The organism is Rhodoferax potami (assembly GCF_032193765.1).
Classification (GTDB): Bacteria; Pseudomonadota; Gammaproteobacteria; order Burkholderiales; family Burkholderiaceae_C; genus Allorhodoferax; species Allorhodoferax potami.
Map to the genome: position 1 here is coordinate 87,167 of NZ_JAVBIJ010000002.1, position 16,360 is coordinate 103,526.

At 57.5% G+C, this 16,360-nt stretch carries 15 protein-coding genes and 3 pseudogenes; 8 read left to right on the forward strand and 10 right to left on the reverse strand.

The annotated features are described in order from the left end of the window. Positions 1–13 precede the first annotated feature (13 nt). From RAE21_RS19110 to RAE21_RS19130, 5 genes and pseudogenes are all read left to right on the forward strand, one after another. A complete protein-coding gene (locus tag RAE21_RS19110) occupies positions 14–838 on the forward strand; it encodes a hypothetical protein (protein WP_313882777.1) in 825 nt (274 codons plus the stop codon). Beyond that, positions 835–1,137 (forward strand): hypothetical protein, encoded by a 303-nt coding sequence (locus tag RAE21_RS19115; RefSeq protein WP_313882778.1) that lies wholly within the window; start codon positions 835–837, stop codon positions 1,135–1,137. The genes RAE21_RS19110 and RAE21_RS19115 overlap by 4 nt, the downstream gene beginning before the upstream one ends. After that, positions 1,137–1,484 (forward strand): IS66 family insertion sequence element accessory protein TnpB, encoded by a 348-nt coding sequence (tnpB, locus tag RAE21_RS19120; RefSeq protein ID WP_313882779.1) that lies wholly within the window; start codon positions 1,137–1,139, stop codon positions 1,482–1,484. Before RAE21_RS19115 ends, tnpB (RAE21_RS19120) begins: the two co-directional genes overlap by 1 nt. 69 nt (positions 1,485–1,553) lie before the next feature. Further along, a complete protein-coding gene (gene tnpC / locus RAE21_RS19125; protein WP_313881599.1) occupies positions 1,554–3,155 on the forward strand; it encodes an IS66 family transposase in 1,602 nt (533 codons plus the stop codon). Positions 3,156–3,184: 29 nt separating this feature from the next. Next, positions 3,185–3,691, forward strand: a pseudogene (locus RAE21_RS19130) (IS3 family transposase); the annotation flags it as partial. Between the two features lie 82 nt (positions 3,692–3,773). Here RAE21_RS19130 and RAE21_RS19135 read toward each other — a convergent pair. The 3 genes from RAE21_RS19135 to tnpC (RAE21_RS19145) all read right to left on the reverse strand — a co-directional run bounded on the left by RAE21_RS19135 (position 3,774) and on the right by tnpC (RAE21_RS19145) (position 7,550). Then, positions 3,774–5,156: a type II toxin-antitoxin system HipA family toxin gene (locus RAE21_RS19135; protein WP_313882780.1), complete on the reverse strand. Its 1,383-nt coding sequence runs from the start codon at positions 5,154–5,156 to the stop codon at positions 3,774–3,776. Further along, positions 5,146–5,595: a helix-turn-helix domain-containing protein gene (locus RAE21_RS19140; RefSeq protein WP_313882781.1), complete on the reverse strand. Its 450-nt coding sequence runs from the start codon at positions 5,593–5,595 to the stop codon at positions 5,146–5,148. The genes RAE21_RS19135 and RAE21_RS19140 overlap by 11 nt, the downstream gene beginning before the upstream one ends. A 353-nt stretch (positions 5,596–5,948) precedes the next feature. Beyond that, positions 5,949–7,550: an IS66 family transposase gene (gene tnpC / locus RAE21_RS19145; RefSeq protein ID WP_313881599.1), complete on the reverse strand. Its 1,602-nt coding sequence runs from the start codon at positions 7,548–7,550 to the stop codon at positions 5,949–5,951. Between the two features lie 175 nt (positions 7,551–7,725). On the opposite strand from tnpC (RAE21_RS19145), the gene istA (RAE21_RS19150) reads away from it, so the two are divergent. Further along, entirely contained in the window at positions 7,726–8,799 is a 1,074-nt protein-coding gene (gene istA / locus RAE21_RS19150; RefSeq protein ID WP_428984048.1) for an IS21 family transposase, read from the forward strand. Then, positions 8,796–9,623: an IS21-like element helper ATPase IstB gene (gene istB, locus RAE21_RS19155; RefSeq protein ID WP_313881566.1), complete on the forward strand. Its 828-nt coding sequence runs from the start codon at positions 8,796–8,798 to the stop codon at positions 9,621–9,623. Before istA (RAE21_RS19150) ends, istB begins: the two co-directional genes overlap by 4 nt. On the opposite strand, the gene RAE21_RS19160 is transcribed toward istB, so the two are convergent. Next, positions 9,620–10,636: an IS66 family transposase gene (locus RAE21_RS19160; RefSeq protein WP_428984073.1), complete on the reverse strand. Its 1,017-nt coding sequence runs from the start codon at positions 10,634–10,636 to the stop codon at positions 9,620–9,622. The genes istB and RAE21_RS19160 overlap by 4 nt on opposite strands. A gap of 255 nt (positions 10,637–10,891) precedes the next feature. Between RAE21_RS19160 and RAE21_RS19165 the strand changes: the two genes are divergently transcribed. Then, entirely contained in the window at positions 10,892–11,110 is a 219-nt protein-coding gene (locus RAE21_RS19165; protein ID WP_313882782.1) for a hypothetical protein, read from the forward strand. A 66-nt stretch (positions 11,111–11,176) separates the two neighbouring features. On the opposite strand, the pseudogene RAE21_RS19170 reads toward RAE21_RS19165, so the two are convergent. From RAE21_RS19170 to istA (RAE21_RS19195), 6 genes and pseudogenes are all read right to left on the reverse strand, one after another. Then, positions 11,177–11,479, reverse strand: a pseudogene (locus tag RAE21_RS19170) (ATP-binding protein); the annotation flags it as partial. Positions 11,480–11,511: 32 nt separating this feature from the next. Continuing rightward, positions 11,512–13,071, reverse strand: coding sequence for an IS66 family transposase (gene tnpC, locus RAE21_RS19175; protein WP_313879806.1), 1,560 nt, complete (start codon positions 13,069–13,071; stop codon positions 11,512–11,514). Positions 13,072–13,181: 110 nt separating this feature from the next. Then, a complete protein-coding gene (gene tnpB / locus RAE21_RS19180; protein WP_313879805.1) occupies positions 13,182–13,517 on the reverse strand; it encodes an IS66 family insertion sequence element accessory protein TnpB in 336 nt (111 codons plus the stop codon). Continuing rightward, positions 13,514–13,900: a transposase gene (locus RAE21_RS19185; protein WP_313882625.1), complete on the reverse strand. Its 387-nt coding sequence runs from the start codon at positions 13,898–13,900 to the stop codon at positions 13,514–13,516. Before RAE21_RS19185 ends, tnpB (RAE21_RS19180) begins: the two co-directional genes overlap by 4 nt. Before the next feature lie 78 nt (positions 13,901–13,978). Continuing rightward, positions 13,979–14,503 (reverse strand): annotated as a pseudogene (locus RAE21_RS19190) (ATP-binding protein); the annotation flags it as partial. Next, on the reverse strand, positions 14,493–16,007 hold the full coding sequence (gene istA / locus RAE21_RS19195) for an IS21 family transposase (RefSeq protein ID WP_313882783.1): 1,515 nt from the start codon (positions 16,005–16,007) through the stop codon (positions 14,493–14,495). The pseudogene RAE21_RS19190 and the gene istA (RAE21_RS19195), both read right to left, overlap by 11 nt. Positions 16,008–16,360 lie beyond the last annotated feature (353 nt).

Consider the following 16,360-nt stretch of genomic DNA (forward strand, 5'->3'; position numbering starts at 1 on the left):
ACAGGGAGTAGAAATGAACTGGACAACAGACCAGCTATTAGATGAGCTGAAACGCCTATTGCAACCAGGCGTCATCGGCTTTTATGAGAGCTTTGAGGTCACAGAGATTCTTGGGTTTCAGAAGGACGGCACTGCTACCAACTTCTTCAGTCTCCTTGTTGCCGAGCATGGCTTACCGCCAAAAGGCACCGGCGAACCGGAGTGCCTGACCCCGAAGCGCATTGAGCTCAAGAAAAGTGACTACAAGTTCGGTGTTTTCCGATTCCGCGTCTCAACACAGTTCCTCGTGGACGTCGTGGAGCATTTCGCTCGGACCGGCGAGTGGAAAACCGGGCCAAAGCCTCTGAAGGTTGGCAAGCTTGCGCCCGTGGCTCCACAGTTCGTGCACCCCGACTTGAACGATCCGCATCCGTGGAACAGTGTGCTGAAGAACAACTTCTACGAGGGATCGCACGTTCTTGAGCTGTTTGACACTTCCAAGGATGCGGCGCGGTTCCTGCAGCGCGACTCGCGCCTGCTGGTCGAGCTCTCGCAACAGGTTCGCTCCATTGTGCCCATGGATATCGACGGGCTTTCGGATCGGCTTGGAAATATTGCTATCCAGATGCCTGTCACCGTGATTTCCACAGGTGTGCGCGGCTCGCCTGTCGGCGATCAATCGGTCCGCGTGGCTTGGCATGAGAAGGCAACACCACGACCACTGCGCATCTCCGTAACCGGTCACTGTCCGGCGTTCTTGCGAACTGATTGCAGGTACCAAAGAATGCGCCCTGATCAACAAACAGGACGGGGTCGGATATGGAAGAGACGCAGAGCGTGCTCAGGCGTGCAGTGTTGAGTGAACAGACTTGGGCTGAGGTACTGGATCGTTTTGACCGCGCTGGATTGACGATAGATAAATTTTGCAGCCGCGAAGGCATCAGTCGCAGCAGCCTTGCTCGCCGACGCACGCTTAGGAATAAACAGAGGGGAATCGCGTCCCCGCTGCGAACGAACAAGGTAGCCCCCACCACCGTGCCGAAGGCGGCGTTCGTTGATCTGGGCGACCTTGCTGGAGTGCACGGCAGCGGCAATGGAGCCATGGGGTTACGCATCGAACTCGGCTCGGGCATGAGTTTGCATCTGGTACGCCGGTAATGTTCTTTCCCGAGGGCCGCATTCGCGTGTTCCTGTATGGCCAAGCTGCCGATATGCGCCAGTCCTACGACGGCTTGTACGCTCTGGCACACCAGGGGTTTGAAGTGGATGTGCTGGCCGGACACATGTTTGTTTTCATCAACCGGCGGCAAACACAGATGAAGGTGCTGTACTTTGACCGCAGCGGCTGGTGCCTGTGGTGCAAGCGTTTGGAGAGCGGCAAGTTCTCCCGTAAAGGCGTTCAAGGCGGCAGTGGCGAGATCGACTGCACGGCGCTCAAACTGATGCTCGAAGGCATCGAAGTGCGCCGACGCCACAAACGCTACCAACACCCTGCGCGGAGGTGACGATGTGCCCATTTTCAATCCGGAGAAGCACTCTTTTGCTTTGTCCCTAAAGGCCGCAAGATAAGGCCCATGTCGATGCCCAATACCAGCACTCCCACATTTACCGTCGAAACGGTCATGGGGCTGTCGCCGCAGAGCATCGCGCAGACACTGCAAGCACAGGCCGCCAGCATCAGCGCGCTGGAGCAGCAGCTCGAATGGTTCAAACGCCAACTCTTTGGCAAGAAGAGCGAGCGCTTTGCACCCTTGCCCGATGCGCAGCAAATGCACCTGGGGCAACTCCTGGGCGACCTCCCTGCCACTGATGCGCCCGAAGCCGACTCCGACTCCAACACCATCCCTGCACACCAGCGACGCAAACCCCGCAGCAACTTTGCCGACGAGGGCACGCCCGCATCGTTCTTTGACGAAACCAAGGTGCCCGTGCACACCATCGAGCTGGCCAACCCCGAGACCAAAGACCTCTCGCCCGATCAGTACGAGGTTGTCAGCCAGAAGGTCAGCCACCGCTTGGCACAGCGCCCCGGTGCCTATGTGGTGCTGAAGTATGTGCGCTCTGTCATCAAGCGCCACAACACGCAAACCCTGCACTGTGCGGGCGCGCCAACAGGCATCATTGAGAGCAGCCGCGCTGACGTGAGCTTGCTCGCAGGCGTTGTTGTTGACAAGTTTGCCTGGCACATTCCGCTGTACCGGCAGCACCAGCGCCTGAGCCAAGCGGGCTTCAAACTCAGCCGGGCGTGGCTGACGCAACTGGCGCAAAAGACCATTTCCCTGCTGGAGCCGATTTACGACACGCAGCTCGAGTCGATCCGCAACAGCCGGGTCAAGGCAATGGACGAGACCCCCATCAAGGCCGGGCGCAGTGGGCCCTGCAAGATGAAGTCGGCCTACTTCTGGCCTGTGTACGGCGAACTCGATGAGGTGTGCTTTGCCTATTTCGAGTCGCGCCGCCACGAGCACGTACAGCAGGCATTGGGGCTGCCAGGGGCCACAGATGCCGTGCTGCTCACTGACGGCTATGAGGCCTATGCACGTTACGCTGCCAAGACCGGCATTACGCATGCCCAATGCTGGGCGCACTGCAGGCGTGGCTTCTTTGAAGCTCTAGGGGCCGAGCCACAGGCCGCTGGCCAGGCGCTGCAGCAAATTGGCGAGATTTACGCCCAGGAAGAAGCCATTCGTGAACGTGACCTCTACGGGGATGCCAAACGAGAGCACCGTCTAAGCCACAGCAAACCGCTGGTGCAGAACTTCTTTGAATGGGTGGATTTGCAGTTCGAGCGGCAAGGCTTCCTGCCCAGCAATCCGTTGACCAAGGCATTGGCCTATGCACGCGAGCGCCGCGCGCAACTGCAGGTGTTTCTGGGCGATGCGGATGCGGCCATGGATACGAACCATCTGGAACGCGCCTTGCGCGCGATACCAATGGGCAGGCGCAATTGGTTGTTCTGCTGGACGGAGGTGGGCGCCAAGCACGCGGGCATCATGCAGAGCCTGATCGTGACATGCCGTTTACATGACATTGACCCCTACACCTACCTGGTTGATGTCTTGCAACGCGTAGGCCACCACCCCGCCTCCAGGGTTTCAGAACTGACGCCTCGTCAATGGAAGCAGCACTTCGCCGAGAATACATTGCGTTCACCATTACACGGTTTGGTAACGTAGGCAATAACGCTGGCCAGTGACCGGTTACGATGCAGCGTCATGGCATCAAGACCAAGACCAAGCTTAAATTTGTGGTGACCACCGACAGCAAACACCACTAGCCGGTGGCCCCTGACCTGGTTCAGCGCCGGTTTAACCCACTTGAACCTAATCAGGTGTGGTCAGGAGACATCACCTACCTGCCCACCGATGAAGGATGGCTGTATCTGGCGGGCGTTCTAGATTTGCACAGTCGACAGTTGGTGGGCTGGAGCATGAAAGCCAACATGCAGACGGATCTGGTCAAGGACGCTCTGGCAATGGCCTGGTTCCGGCGTAGACCCGCACTGGGCCTGATCTTCCACAGCGATAGAGGCGGTCAATATTGCGGCCATGAATTCCGGGACGCATTGGGGCAATGGAACATCCGATCATCCATGAGCCGCAAAGGCAAATGCTGGGACAACGCGCCGACGGAAAGCTTTTGGGGGCGCCTGAAGGCCGCATGCATTCATGGTCAAAAATTCGCCACGCGTAGACAGGCCATGGATGCGGTGCGATTCAAAGCCTCCAACAAACTCGGGCAGATTCATAGAGCTGGCTGCACCTGGCTCTATCCATCCACCTTCTTTAAGAGGTTTAGCCTTGGACGTCTCGTAGCGTTTTTTGAAGCTCTGGAGTTGCAATTTGGTCCAATCTCCTGATGGCTCCGTCAAGGTGCACCATATCCTTTTGAGACGCACCGAACTTCTCGAAAAACGGCTTCCAGGCACGAGCTACCAGCCACACTTCGTGAAGTGCCCTCAATGCTTCTATTTTGCTTGAAAAGTACACAGCCCAGTGAGTCATCAGGTTATCCAGGGTAGCTAGTCTGCCCCTTTCTCCAACCTCCAAATGCAGCATCCGTTCCTGGGCAATAACGCTCATAGGTAGCACGTCATAAAGTGGGCTCAGTGTCCATCCCTTGGCTGCGACCTGGTACAGAAATCCGTGATTGCGTAAGTGGTCATCATTGTTAGTGACGAAGATGTTGAGCGCCTGCCGCTTGAACAGCTCACGCAAGTCTCGCGCGAGATACTGGGGGAGCGCGTGGGCACGCATTTTTTCTGCCAAGGCCTTGTAGGAGCTACGTGTTGCATCATGCTCATCGAGGCCCATGAGCGTGAGAGCCGAGCAAAAACCTATGCGTCCTTCGATAGGCTCTAGGCCTTTAGGCCTTTCTAACGGCATCCAACTTTCTTTGTCGGGCTCAGGCACAACGCCAGGCTCGGCCCAGTATCGGTCAAATCGCCGGATGAACAGTACCTTGGCATCGCCTACCGGCATGACTTTCAAGGGAGGTACCCGGAGTCCTGCGGCACGTGCAAGCTCCAATGCACCAGCTTCTAGGACAGCATTACAAGCTCGGTCCGAATTGGAGGGGAACTTGGCGAGCCAGAGAATACCGTCATCAGTTCGAACGGAAGCTTTAGGGCGCGCGCCACCGGCGCTCCCAAGATTCCCGAAGTACATGGCGAGGTCCTTCCCGACGTACTCCTCATTTTCTATGCGGTCCGCTGCTTCCAGAAGGCGCGCCAGGTCCGTCTCAACTGATACCGGTGCCGTGGCCTTGGAATCCCGCGCGAGGCGCACATCTAAGGCGCCCACCCGGTCTGAGCCCGCTTCCAAGAGGTATGCCACCTCAGGCAACTTGTTCGCAGCCACCTTGAGCTTGTTCTCAATGACCCTACGTCCCCAAGAATCCGGTGCTGCGTCGCGGATACCTCCGAACTCCGTGAGTCCAGCCAAGACAAAGCGCTTGGCTCCTCCCTCCTCATCCCTCAGTGGCAAAGCGACGGGATCCACCTCGACTGCATAGGGGCGCTGCACATAGCGTTTTCCATAGACGAAAACAGGCTGCGGTGTGTTTGCTCCTTCTAGTGAACCCGCTGGCACGAAGTCCGCGCCATGCTCATCCGCCACGTGTGCGAACACAAGTACATCACGGGGAGGACGGGCATAAGGGTTGTGGTCAGAAGTCATAGGGATCTTGTTCAGCTTTGCGCTTCGTGGTCATTTGGGTAGACGGCCCTATATCTGGTTGAGAGGTCGTTTTGGCCCCACTTTTGATACCTAAAGTGGAGCCGTGTACCTTGCGTCCTGCGCTTGTATTTGACTTGTAGACACGATGGACGCGAGGTGTCTCATTGAATACACGTACAGCAGCTGACCTGTGTGTCAGTAATCCAGCCAAGGTAAGCTCAGGTTCCAGGGCGTGCAAGTAGCGCAGGACCTGGGAGAGTGTGCGACCTTCATCCCCCTGCTCCAACAATACCGCGGTAGACCGAGAAACGCCTGCACGCGCTGCCGCATCACTCTGGGTTATGCCGCGCGCAATGCGCAGTGTGCGGAGCCGAGCACCAATCTGTTCTGCCTCTTTCAGGCGAGCTTCAGGCGTGCGGAGTGATTCGTCGTACTTCATTGCTTTTCCGTAAAGGTGCAACCCATTTCTGCAAGGTAGCAGTAACCGGAGAGGCTAAGACCAGACGCCACGATTGGTGTCTTTAATCGCAGTCCTTATGAATTACAAAGACTATTATTGCGGTCATTGTTTCACCGAATTTGTTAGCAGTCAAGCTGAACCAGATGCATATCTATTTCGCCAATAACATTCGCTGAATGTAATTGCGACTGTGATTGGCGACATATTTTTCATCTGCATAAATAGATTGCAAAGACTTACATACCGCGCCGGTACTTATGAAAGGTTCGTCTTGCTACCCACCTGCCTGCCTGCCTGTGTCAAGGTAACCGGTCACTGGCCAGCGTTATTGCCTACGTTACCAAACCGTGTAATGGTGAACGCAATGTATTCTCGGCGAAGTGCTGCTTCCATTGACGAGGCGTCAGTTCTGAAACCCTGGAGGCGGGGTGGTGGCCTACGCGTTGCAAGACATCAACCAGGTAGGTGTAGGGGTCAATGTCATGTAAACGGCATGTCACGATCAGGCTCTGCATGATGCCCGCGTGCTTGGCGCCCACCTCCGTCCAGCAGAACAACCAATTGCGCCTGCCCATTGGTATCGCGCGCAAGGCGCGTTCCAGATGGTTCGTATCCATGGCCGCATCCGCATCGCCCAGAAACACCTGCAGTTGCGCGCGGCGCTCGCGTGCATAGGCCAATGCCTTGGTCAACGGATTGCTGGGCAGGAAGCCTTGCCGCTCGAACTGCAAATCCACCCATTCAAAGAAGTTCTGCACCAGCGGTTTGCTGTGGCTTAGACGGTGCTCTCGTTTGGCATCCCCGTAGAGGTCACGTTCACGAATGGCTTCTTCCTGGGCGTAAATCTCGCCAATTTGCTGCAGCGCCTGGCCAGCGGCCTGTGGCTCGGCCCCTAGAGCTTCAAAGAAGCCACGCCTGCAGTGCGCCCAGCATTGGGCATGCGTAATGCCGGTCTTGGCAGCGTAACGTGCATAGGCCTCATAGCCGTCAGTGAGCAGCACGGCATCTGTGGCCCCTGGCAGCCCCAATGCCTGCTGTACGTGCTCGTGGCGGCGCGACTCGAAATAGGCAAAGCACACCTCATCGAGTTCGCCGTACACAGGCCAGAAGTAGGCCGACTTCATCTTGCAGGGCCCACTGCGCCCGGCCTTGATGGGGGTCTCGTCCATTGCCTTGACCCGGCTGTTGCGGATCGACTCGAGCTGCGTGTCGTAAATCGGCTCCAGCAGGGAAATGGTCTTTTGCGCCAGTTGCGTCAGCCACGCCCGGCTGAGTTTGAAGCCCGCTTGGCTCAGGCGCTGGTGCTGCCGGTACAGCGGAATGTGCCAGGCAAACTTGTCAACAACAACGCCTGCGAGCAAGCTCACGTCAGCGCGGCTGCTCTCAATGATGCCTGTTGGCGCGCCCGCACAGTGCAGGGTTTGCGTGTTGTGGCGCTTGATGACAGAGCGCACATACTTCAGCACCACATAGGCACCGGGGCGCTGTGCCAAGCGGTGGCTGACCTTCTGGCTGACAACCTCGTACTGATCGGGCGAGAGGTCTTTGGTCTCGGGGTTGGCCAGCTCGATGGTGTGCACGGGCACCTTGGTTTCGTCAAAGAACGATGCGGGCGTGCCCTCGTCGGCAAAGTTGCTGCGGGGTTTGCGTCGCTGGTGTGCAGGGATGGTGTTGGAGTCGGAGTCGGCTTCGGGCGCATCAGTGGCAGGGAGGTCGCCCAGGAGTTGCCCCAGGTGCATTTGCTGCGCATCGGGCAAGGGTGCAAAGCGCTCGCTCTTCTTGCCAAAGAGTTGGCGTTTGAACCATTCGAGCTGCTGCTCCAGCGCGCTGATGCTGGCGGCCTGTGCTTGCAGTGTCTGCGCGATGCTCTGCGGCGACAGCCCCATGACCGTTTCGACGGTAAATGTGGGAGTGCTGGTATTGGGCATCGACATGGGCCTTATCTTGCGGCCTTTAGGGACAAAGCAAAAGAGTGCTTCTCCGGATTGAAAATGGGCACATCGTCACCTCCGTGTCACGCGCAGTATGAAAATGACACGCAAACGCGGTGAGGAATTGATACACCTCGACTAACGTGCCAAGCCATCCGAACCATGGATGGGACTGGCAATGATTACGAACGAGGAGTACATGGAACTCAAGGTTTTAAGGAAGCACAGGCTGAGCTTGCGCGAGATATCGGCGCAAACTGGAATGGCAGTCAACACGGTGCGTAAGTATTTGGAGGGCGGTCCGCCGGCCATGAAGAAACTGCCGGAACGTAAAAGCAAGCTCGATCCATTCAAGGACTACTTGGCTGGACGTATTCAGGCGGCCAAGCCTGATTGGATTCCCGCAACGGTGCTGCAGCGTGAGATTGCCGCACAGGGGTATACGGGCTCCGTGCGCATCCTGCAGGAGTACCTCAAGGAGTTGCGTCCACAGGCGCGCCCGGATCCGGTTGTGCGGTTCGAGACCCAGCCCGGTGAGCAAATGCAGATGGACTGGATCGAGTTCCGCAAGTCTGGGCATAAAGACGGCATGTTGGCGGCGTTTGTGGCAACGCTTGGCCACAGCCGGGCGACCTTCGCGGAGTTTGTCACAGACATGAAGCTGGAGACACTACTGGCGTGCCATGTCAGGGCGTTCGAGAGCTTTGGTGGAGTCACCCGTGAAGTGCTGTACGACAACATGAAGACCGTCATCCTCAAGCGTGACGCCTACGGCAAGAACCTGCACCAGTTCCAGGGTGCCTTTGCTGACTTTGCGCACCACCATGGCTTTGTGCCGCGGGTGTGCAAGCCCTATCGGGCCAAGACCAAGGGCAAAGTCGAACGCATGAATGGCTACATCCGGCGCAGCTTCTGGGTGCCATTGGTGGCGAGTATGAAGCAGCAATGCTTGGTGGTGGACGCGGACACAGCCAATCGGGAAATGCGCACCTGGCTGCGTGACGTTGCCAATGTGCGGATCCACGGAACCACTGGGTGTGTGCCGGCACTGGCTTTGCAACAGGAGCGCACACATCTGCTGGCCATCCCCAGCGCCTACAGTGGGCGAACAGTGCGTCAATTGCAAAAAGTCACCGGTAGCGGCGCAGCAGTCCGGCCAATTCCAGCCGCGGCATGGCGAGGCCTGCAGCATCCTCTGGCGATGTATGACACGCTGGTGCACAACCAAGCCTCAGCAGGAGGACGACCATGAGCCTGCAAATGGAAAGACTGCGTGAACTGTGTGATCAGCTGCGCCTGCTCAACTTACCCGATCAGCTTGCCCACTTGGGGCAAATGGCGGCCAAGAAAGAGCTGGGGTACCTGGAGTTCCTGGAGCAAGCCTTGCGTGGCGAGGCTCTAGCCAGAGTGGAGAGAACACGCGCCATGCTCACGCGCATAGCGGGCTTCCCCGCCATCAAGACGCTTGATGAGTTTGACTTCCAGTTTGCCAGCGGCGTGCCCAAACCCCTGGTACAGGAGCTTGGCAGTCTGGCCTTCGTGGAGCGCAGCGAGAACGTGGTCTTGCTGGGCGCCAGTGGGGTGGGCAAAACCCACTTGGCCATCGCCTTGGGCTACAGGGCAACCCAGGCTGGAATCAAGACGCGTTTCATCACGGCGGCAGATCTGCTGATGACACTGAGCACGGCACTACGGCAGAACACCCTGGAAGAGGCTATCAAACGCATCGTGCGTCCCTACCGGCTGTTGATCATTGACGAGGTCGGGTACCTTCCCATGAATCGGGAACAGGCGAATCTTCTGTTCCAAGTCATTGCCAAACGCTATGAAGTGGGAAGTCTCATCCTGACCTCCAATCTGCCGTTTGGGCAATGGGACCAGACGTTTGCAGACGATGCCACGCTGACAGCGGCGCTACTTGACCGACTGCTCCACCACGCCCATGTGGTCCCGATTTCAGGAGCCTCCTATCGCCTGAAAGATAAGCGGCGTGCCGGTGTGATTGCCGCCAGCAGCAATACCCTACTCAAACGAAAACGCAGTCACCTTGATACACAGGAGGAACAGGCAGCCTAAGGGCGCCAAGCAGTCAGTGGCGAGCCACTGACTGCTTGAAAGACAAGCAAAGACAAAACAGACAATCGCCCCACACAACGGTGTATCAAATCCACGCCGCGTTTGCGTTCGACAGCTGTATCAAATCGAAACTGCGTTTGACAATAGGCAAAGCACACCTCATCGAGTTCGCCGTACACAGGCCAGAAGTAGGCCGACTTCATCTTGCAGGGCCCACTGCGCCCGGCCTTGATGGGGGTCTCGTCCATTGCCTTGACCCGGCTGTTGCGGATCGACTCGAGCTGCGTGTCGTAAATCGGCTCCAGCAGGGAAATGGTCTTTTGCGCCAGTTGCGTCAGCCACGCCCGGCTGAGTTTGAAGCCCGCTTGGCTCAGGCGCTGGTGCTGCCGGTACAGCGGAATGTGCCAGGCAAACTTGTCAACAACAACGCCTGCGAGCAAGCTCACGTCAGCGCGGCTGCTCTCAATGATGCCTGTTGGCGCGCCCGCACAGTGCAGGGTTTGCGTGTTGTGGCGCTTGATGACAGAGCGCACATACTTCAGCACCACATAGGCACCGGGGCGCTGTGCCAAGCGGTGGCTGACCTTCTGGCTGACAACCTCGTACTGATCGGGCGAGAGGTCTTTGGTCTCGGGGTTGGCCAGCTCGATGGTGTGCACGGGCACCTTGGTTTCGTCAAAGAACGATGCGGGCGTGCCCTCGTCGGCAAAGTTGCTGCGGGGTTTGCGTCGCTGGTGTGCAGGGATGGTGTTGGAGTCGGAGTCGGCTTCGGGCGCATCAGTGGCAGGGAGGTCGCCCAGGAGTTGCCCCAGGTGCATTTGCTGCGCATCGGGCAAGGGTGCAAAGCGCTCGCTCTTCTTGCCAAAGAGTTGGCGTTTGAACCATTCGAGCTGCTGCTCCAGCGCGCTGATGCTGGCGGCCTGTGCTTGCAGTGTCTGCGCGATGCTCTGCGGCGACAGCCCCATGACCGTTTCGACGGTAAATGTGGGAGTGCTGGTATTGGGCATCGACATGGGCCTTATCTTGCGGCCTTTAGGGACAAAGCAAAAGAGTTGGGTATTTCGGACGAACGTGAACAGCCATTTCGGGCAACGTGAACGGGCGTTTTGATAGCTTGCAGCTAAGGATTTCGGCATCGTGAACGTTGATTTCGGAGTCGTGAACAGCGAATGTGGCGCAGGCGTATGCCTGCATAGAAGTGGGGACTGAAGTTGCGCAAATGAGACCACCCTGGCGGGTAGGCTGCCTGATTTTTGACAGGAGGCCGGATGCCCGCCCGAAAGATCGCGATGCGCAAAGTTAAAGAAACATTGAGATTGAGCCTGGAGTGCAGGCTACCCTACGATCAGATATCCCAAGCCCTGGGACTGTCCAAAGGCGTCATCTCCAAATACATCCGTCAGGCTCTTGCAGCAGGACTGGATTGGAGTGCCATAGAAACCTTGGATGAGGGAGAGTTACACCGCAAATTGCGGGGCCAGTGTTGATTACAGCGTCAAACTGAGCCAGATTCCAATCGAATATTGAGCCACCTGGTTTAAAGGTATTTTTGGCTACTCGATTGTGGATAAGTCTACATCTGGCGCGTCTCCTTTTTGTGTTTTTGCCTTGCCGCCTTTGCGTGCTGGCTTAGCCTGCGCACTGGAGTTCTTGAACCTCCAGCTGTCATTGCCGGTCTCCACGATATGGCAGTGATGGGTCAGCCGGTCCAATAGCGCGGTGGTCATCTTGGCGTCCCCAAACACGTTGGCCCATTCCGAGAAGCTCAGGTTGGTGGTGATCACCACACTGGTTCTCTCATAGAGTTTGGACAGTAAATGGAACAGCAGAGCACCACCGGACTGGGTGAACGTAAGCAACCGGTCAACACACATTGACGGCGCAATGTTTACGTGGTCTGCGGTGCCCAGTTGTGAGGCAGCAATTCCCCGATCTGACTGGCCCGCTGCGTGGGCAAGCGTGTGAGTACGTCTTTCAGATAGGCGTACGGATCGTGCCCATTGAGCTTGGCACTCTGAATCAAACTCATCACCGCCGCCGCACGTTGACCAGCACGCAGGGAACCCGCGAATAACCAGTTGCCCCTGCCGACAGCTGCCGGGCGAATTTGGTTTTCGCACCAATTGTTATCTATGGGTACTTGCCCATCGTCCAGATACAGCGTCAACGCCTCCCAACGTTTGATGCTGTAGTTAATCGCTTTTGCGGTGGCCGATCCACTGGGCACCTTGCTGGCCTGCAACAGTAGCCACTGGTGCAGTAGGTCGGCAATGGGCCTGGATTTTTCCTGCCGGATTTGCAGACGAATGGCCGCTGGTAATGACTTGATGTCACGTTCGACGTCATACAGTAGGTCGAAGAATTTCAGTCCCTCTGCGGCAATCAGACTGCTGTGATTGGCGTGCAGTTCAAACAGCTTTCGGCGTGCATGCGCCATGCATCCGGCTTCTTTGACGCCTTTGGTGAACAGCGATTTATAACCCCCGTAATCGTCGCAAACCAGAGAGCCACGCCAGCCACGGTCATCGTCATCAGACTTCCCCAGAAACGTTCTGGCATTCTGGCCGGCGCGGGTCTCGCAGAAGTCGTAGACGACGGCGTGTATCTGCTCAAAGGCACCAGGAGCGTATGCCCACAAGTAGGCCTTGTGGGTCTTCTTATTGCCGGGCTTGAGCATCGGGATCGGAGTCTCATCGGCATGCACCACAGCGTGACTCAGTACCGTCTCTTTCAACGCATCCACCAGCGGCTGCAATTGCACGCCGCACATGCCCACCCAGGCTCCCAGCGTGGAACATGCAATCTCCAAGCCGGCGCGGCCAAAGATTTTCTCTTGCCGGTACAGCGGCAAGTGATCCGCATATTTGGCCACCAGCACCTGTGCCAACAGGCCAGCGGTTGGAATGCCTTTGTCAATGACTTGGGCCGGTACCGGCGCCTGAATCAGTGTTTCACACTGGCCACACGCCCATTTGCCGCGAACATGCAGCTCAACAGTGAATACGCCGGGCGTGTAGTCCAGCTTTTGCGCGACGTCCTGGCCAATGCGCTTGAGCTGGCAGCCACAAGTGCAGGTGGTGGAGTCTGGTTCGTGGTGGATTTCTACACGGGGCAGGTGATCCGGCAGCGCTGCACGTTTGGGCTTGCTACGGTGGTCTTTATCGGGCTTGGGCGTCGGCGTGAGGTTTTTGAGTTCTTGCTCAATTGCCGCCAGGTCTTCATCGCAGGCTTCATCGAGCAGACTGGTCTGCGTGGCATCGAGTTGTTCGCGGCTACGACCAAACTGCAGTCGCTTCAAGGTCGCCATCTCGTGCGTGAGCTGGTCGATCTTGCTCTGACGGTACAGCAGCTCTTTGCTCTGCGTGCTGACCTTTTCCATCAGTCCACTGACCAGATTGCACACATCGTACGCGCTCATTTGTTGCAGTGAATCGGGCGTAAAAACCATGGATCGAAGTGTGCCAAATGGCGCAGAATTTCGCCATCGGTGCATGCACTAATGGACGCCAAGTACGCGCGCTACTCGATTGGCAAACCATTGGCGTACACGCCCACCCCTCAGACGACGGTGATGATTCCTGCGCTTCCAATGCGCTGCCAGGGAAGTCCCAATACCAGCGCTTGGAGCTGTTCATTGCTGAGTTGCTGGTGCCGACCGACGCCCGGTGTGGGCCAGACAAATTTGCCTTGATGGAGCCGACGCGCGGCCAGCCAGATGCCAATGCCGTCATGTACCAGAACCTTCATGCGGTTGGCACGGCTGTTCGCAAATAGGTAGGCATGGTGCGGGTGGGCAGCGCCAAACACCTGCACGACTCGCCCCAGCGCCGTATCCGTACCCGCACGCATGTCCAGTGGTTGGACTGCCAACCAGGCGAAGTCGATGCGGATCACTTGAGAAGGGCGCCCGACCAGCCGGCAAATTCATGGGCAGCAGACATGGGCCAAGTGACGGTCATGCTCAAACTACCTTTGCGGACCTCCACACGAATCGTGCGCTCCACGGGCTCTGCCGTTTGCGTGAGCAGGGGCACCGGGATAAATGCTGGCATGTCTATCGGCTCTGACGGAAGGGCTTCGGCGTGAGCGTCCGGCTGTGCTTGCTCCTTCAGCCAGCGGTGCAACACATTGGCGTTCATGCTATGCGCGCTGGCGACCGCTGCGATGGACGCGCCCGGCGCCCTGCACGCGGCAAGCAACGCGGCTTTGGTATCTGCTGAATAGGTTCGCTTGGTACGGCGCACGGCGTACCTCGGGGTGTCTGAGTCTTTGAGCATTGTGTCCACGATCAATTGTTGTGGACGCAATGTTGCAAGGTCGAGGGTCGGTCAACAAGGTGACTTCGCTGGCCGCTTACGGGTGAACGGCAGGTAACCCATCTCATCCAGGATCACCATGTCCACATACATCAGTCGGTAGGCCAGTTGTCCTGACTTCCCCTGCGTCTTCTCCAGTTCCAGGGCGTTGACCAACTCGACCGTAGAGAAGAACCGCACCCGTTTGCCATGGTTGCGAATTGCTGCAACCCCAAGACTGGTAGCCAGATGCGTCTTGCCAGTGCCTGGCCCGCCAATCAGAACAACGTTATGAGCCGACTCTAAGAATTTCATTTGGTGCAGATCGCGAACCAAAGCCTCATCAACATTAGCCTGGCTGAAGTCGAACCCAGCAAGGTCACGGTGTGATTGGAATCTCGCGACCCGCATTTGGTAGGCCATGGAGCGCACCTCACGCTGTGCAGATTCCGCCTTGAGCAGCTGGTGTAGCACTGTTTCATGGTCCAACGTCTTGATGCGTGCGGTACCCAGCACCTCCGGCCACGCGCTGGCCATGCCATGCAGGCTTAAGGACTTCAGAGCGGCAACGATGTCATTGGACATGGCGGGCCTCCTGGGTGCGCAGACTGTCGTAGCGCGATACGTTGGCCAGTGGCGGGGTCTGCAATGTCAGCGGCGTATCAATTTGAAGCACTGCCAACGGGCGTGCGCCATCCTTGAGCCGGGCCAGCGTGTTGATGACATGTTCGGCGCTCGCACGTCCTCCTTCCAGCGCAATCTCGATGGCCACCAGAACAGTGTCCAGGCCATGCATAGGGATGGCACTGAGCACCTGCGCCATCACGCGGTCCCCTCCCGCGTTCTTAAGTAACTGCCGTTGCAACTCCTGAAGTGGCTCGGGCATGGTCTTGAAGGGGGCGCCGTTGCGCAGGGCACCGGGCTTGCGCTCTATCAGGCTGATGTAGTGGCGCCAGTCATAGAAGGTCTGATCACGCTCAAAGCTGCGAACCAGATCAACCACTTCGCCGTGGCTGTCCACCACGCGAAGGAATTCTGGATACGCCCGCAGACTCACTACCGTGTTCACCCATTCGCAAGGCACGCTGTAGCGGTTGCGCTGGAAGTGGATCAGCGCCGTGGAGGTGACCCGCAAAGGTTGCTCCACATAGCCGTCAAATGCCTTGGGCAAGGCCAACAGGCGGCTACGCTCATCCTGCATGACGTCGGCTACTGTGAGCTCCGGCCAGTCCGGGTGGCTCAGTTCTGCCCAACTGTCCTGACAGGCCTGCAGCAACCAGTCATTGAGCTCGGCAAGACTGGTCCAGCGCTTCTCGGCCGCTTCCCGCCAGATGTGCCGACGCCGGTCCTGGACATTCTTCTCCACGCGCCCCTTCTCCCAGCCCGCTGCGCGGTTGCAGAACTCGGCCTCAAACAGGTAGTGCCCTGTCATCGATTCAAACCGGGCATTGACGCTGCGCTCCTTACCTTTACCCACCTTGTCCACGGCCGTTCGCATGTTGTCGTAGATACCGCGCTTGGGCACGCCACCGAACACTTCAAAGGCCTTGGTATGCGCATCAAACAGCATCTCGTGGGACTGGGTGAAGTACGCCACCAGCACGAATGCCCGACTGGCCGCCAGCTTGGTGTGCGCCACTTCCAGACGTTTGCGTAAGCCCCCAATTACTACGTATTCGCAGCTCCAGTCAAACTGGAATGCCTCGCCGAGTTCAAAGCTCAGCGGCACAAACCCCGCATTGCGCGGGGCGTTGGCCTGCTCTTGCCGCCAGTTGCTGCAAAAACCATAAACCAGATTCTTGCTGCCGGTAAAACCCATGGCACGGATCGCCTCAAAGTAAGCCCGCACACTACGGCGCTCACGTTTGCCACGGTAACTGTCGGCTTTGAGCCAATTGGCCAATTGCTCTCGATACGGATCCAGCAGGCTTGGCACAGCTGCGCGCTGTGGGTAGCGCGGCTCCACCATCTGTGATTCATTCAACCACTTGGCTGCGGTGTTTCTGGAGATACGCAGCCGTCTGGCCGCTTCGCGCACGGATACGTTCTCACGTAACACCATACGTCTGAGTTTGCTGAGGGTTCCCACGTCTATCACTCCTATGTACCCCTGCTTAAAAATGAAGCAAGGATTGTGGATAACGTGGCTCAGTTTTCGACTGGAATTCCTTTTAAATTGGCCCAGTGTTCAGTTGGAATCAACATCCTGGAGACGCTGACTGGATGAGCTCTCCACACTACGGCGAAGTTGATTGAAGGTTTTCATTCCTTCGAAATGACACTCAGCTACGGTAAGGATTCGACGACCACGAACCTATCCTGCCTTAAAGCATATTGGCTGCTGTGCAGCCCGTGGTATGCAGCAAGTCGTTCACTTTATAAGTAGCAGCCGCACTTGTGTGGGGAACCTGGCAATTGAACAATTGCTGTCAGGAGCACACG

Bases quoted from the DNA above. Each gene is read 5' to 3' on its own strand.
- RAE21_RS19160 (WP_428984073.1), bottom strand. From the start codon at position 10,636: ATGTCGATGCCCAATACCAGCACTCCCACATTTACCGTCGAAACGGTC.
- tnpC (WP_313881599.1), top strand. From the start codon at position 1,554: ATGTCGATGCCCAATACCAGCACTCCCACATTTACCGTCGAAACGGTC.
- istA (WP_428984048.1), top strand. From the start codon at position 7,726: ATGATTACGAACGAGGAGTACATGGAACTCAAGGTTTTAAGGAAGCAC.
- RAE21_RS19135 (WP_313882780.1), bottom strand. From the start codon at position 5,156: ATGACTTCTGACCACAACCCTTATGCCCGTCCTCCCCGTGATGTACTT.
- RAE21_RS19165 (WP_313882782.1), top strand. From the start codon at position 10,892: ATGCCCGCCCGAAAGATCGCGATGCGCAAAGTTAAAGAAACATTGAGA.
- tnpB (WP_313882779.1), top strand. From the start codon at position 1,137: ATGTTCTTTCCCGAGGGCCGCATTCGCGTGTTCCTGTATGGCCAAGCT.
- tnpC (WP_313879806.1), bottom strand. From the start codon at position 13,071: ATGGTTTTTACGCCCGATTCACTGCAACAAATGAGCGCGTACGATGTG.
- RAE21_RS19185 (WP_313882625.1), bottom strand. From the start codon at position 13,900: ATGCTCAAAGACTCAGACACCCCGAGGTACGCCGTGCGCCGTACCAAG.
- RAE21_RS19140 (WP_313882781.1), bottom strand. From the start codon at position 5,595: ATGAAGTACGACGAATCACTCCGCACGCCTGAAGCTCGCCTGAAAGAG.
- RAE21_RS19110 (WP_313882777.1), top strand. From the start codon at position 14: ATGAACTGGACAACAGACCAGCTATTAGATGAGCTGAAACGCCTATTG.
- tnpC (WP_313881599.1), bottom strand. From the start codon at position 7,550: ATGTCGATGCCCAATACCAGCACTCCCACATTTACCGTCGAAACGGTC.
- istB (WP_313881566.1), top strand. From the start codon at position 8,796: ATGAGCCTGCAAATGGAAAGACTGCGTGAACTGTGTGATCAGCTGCGC.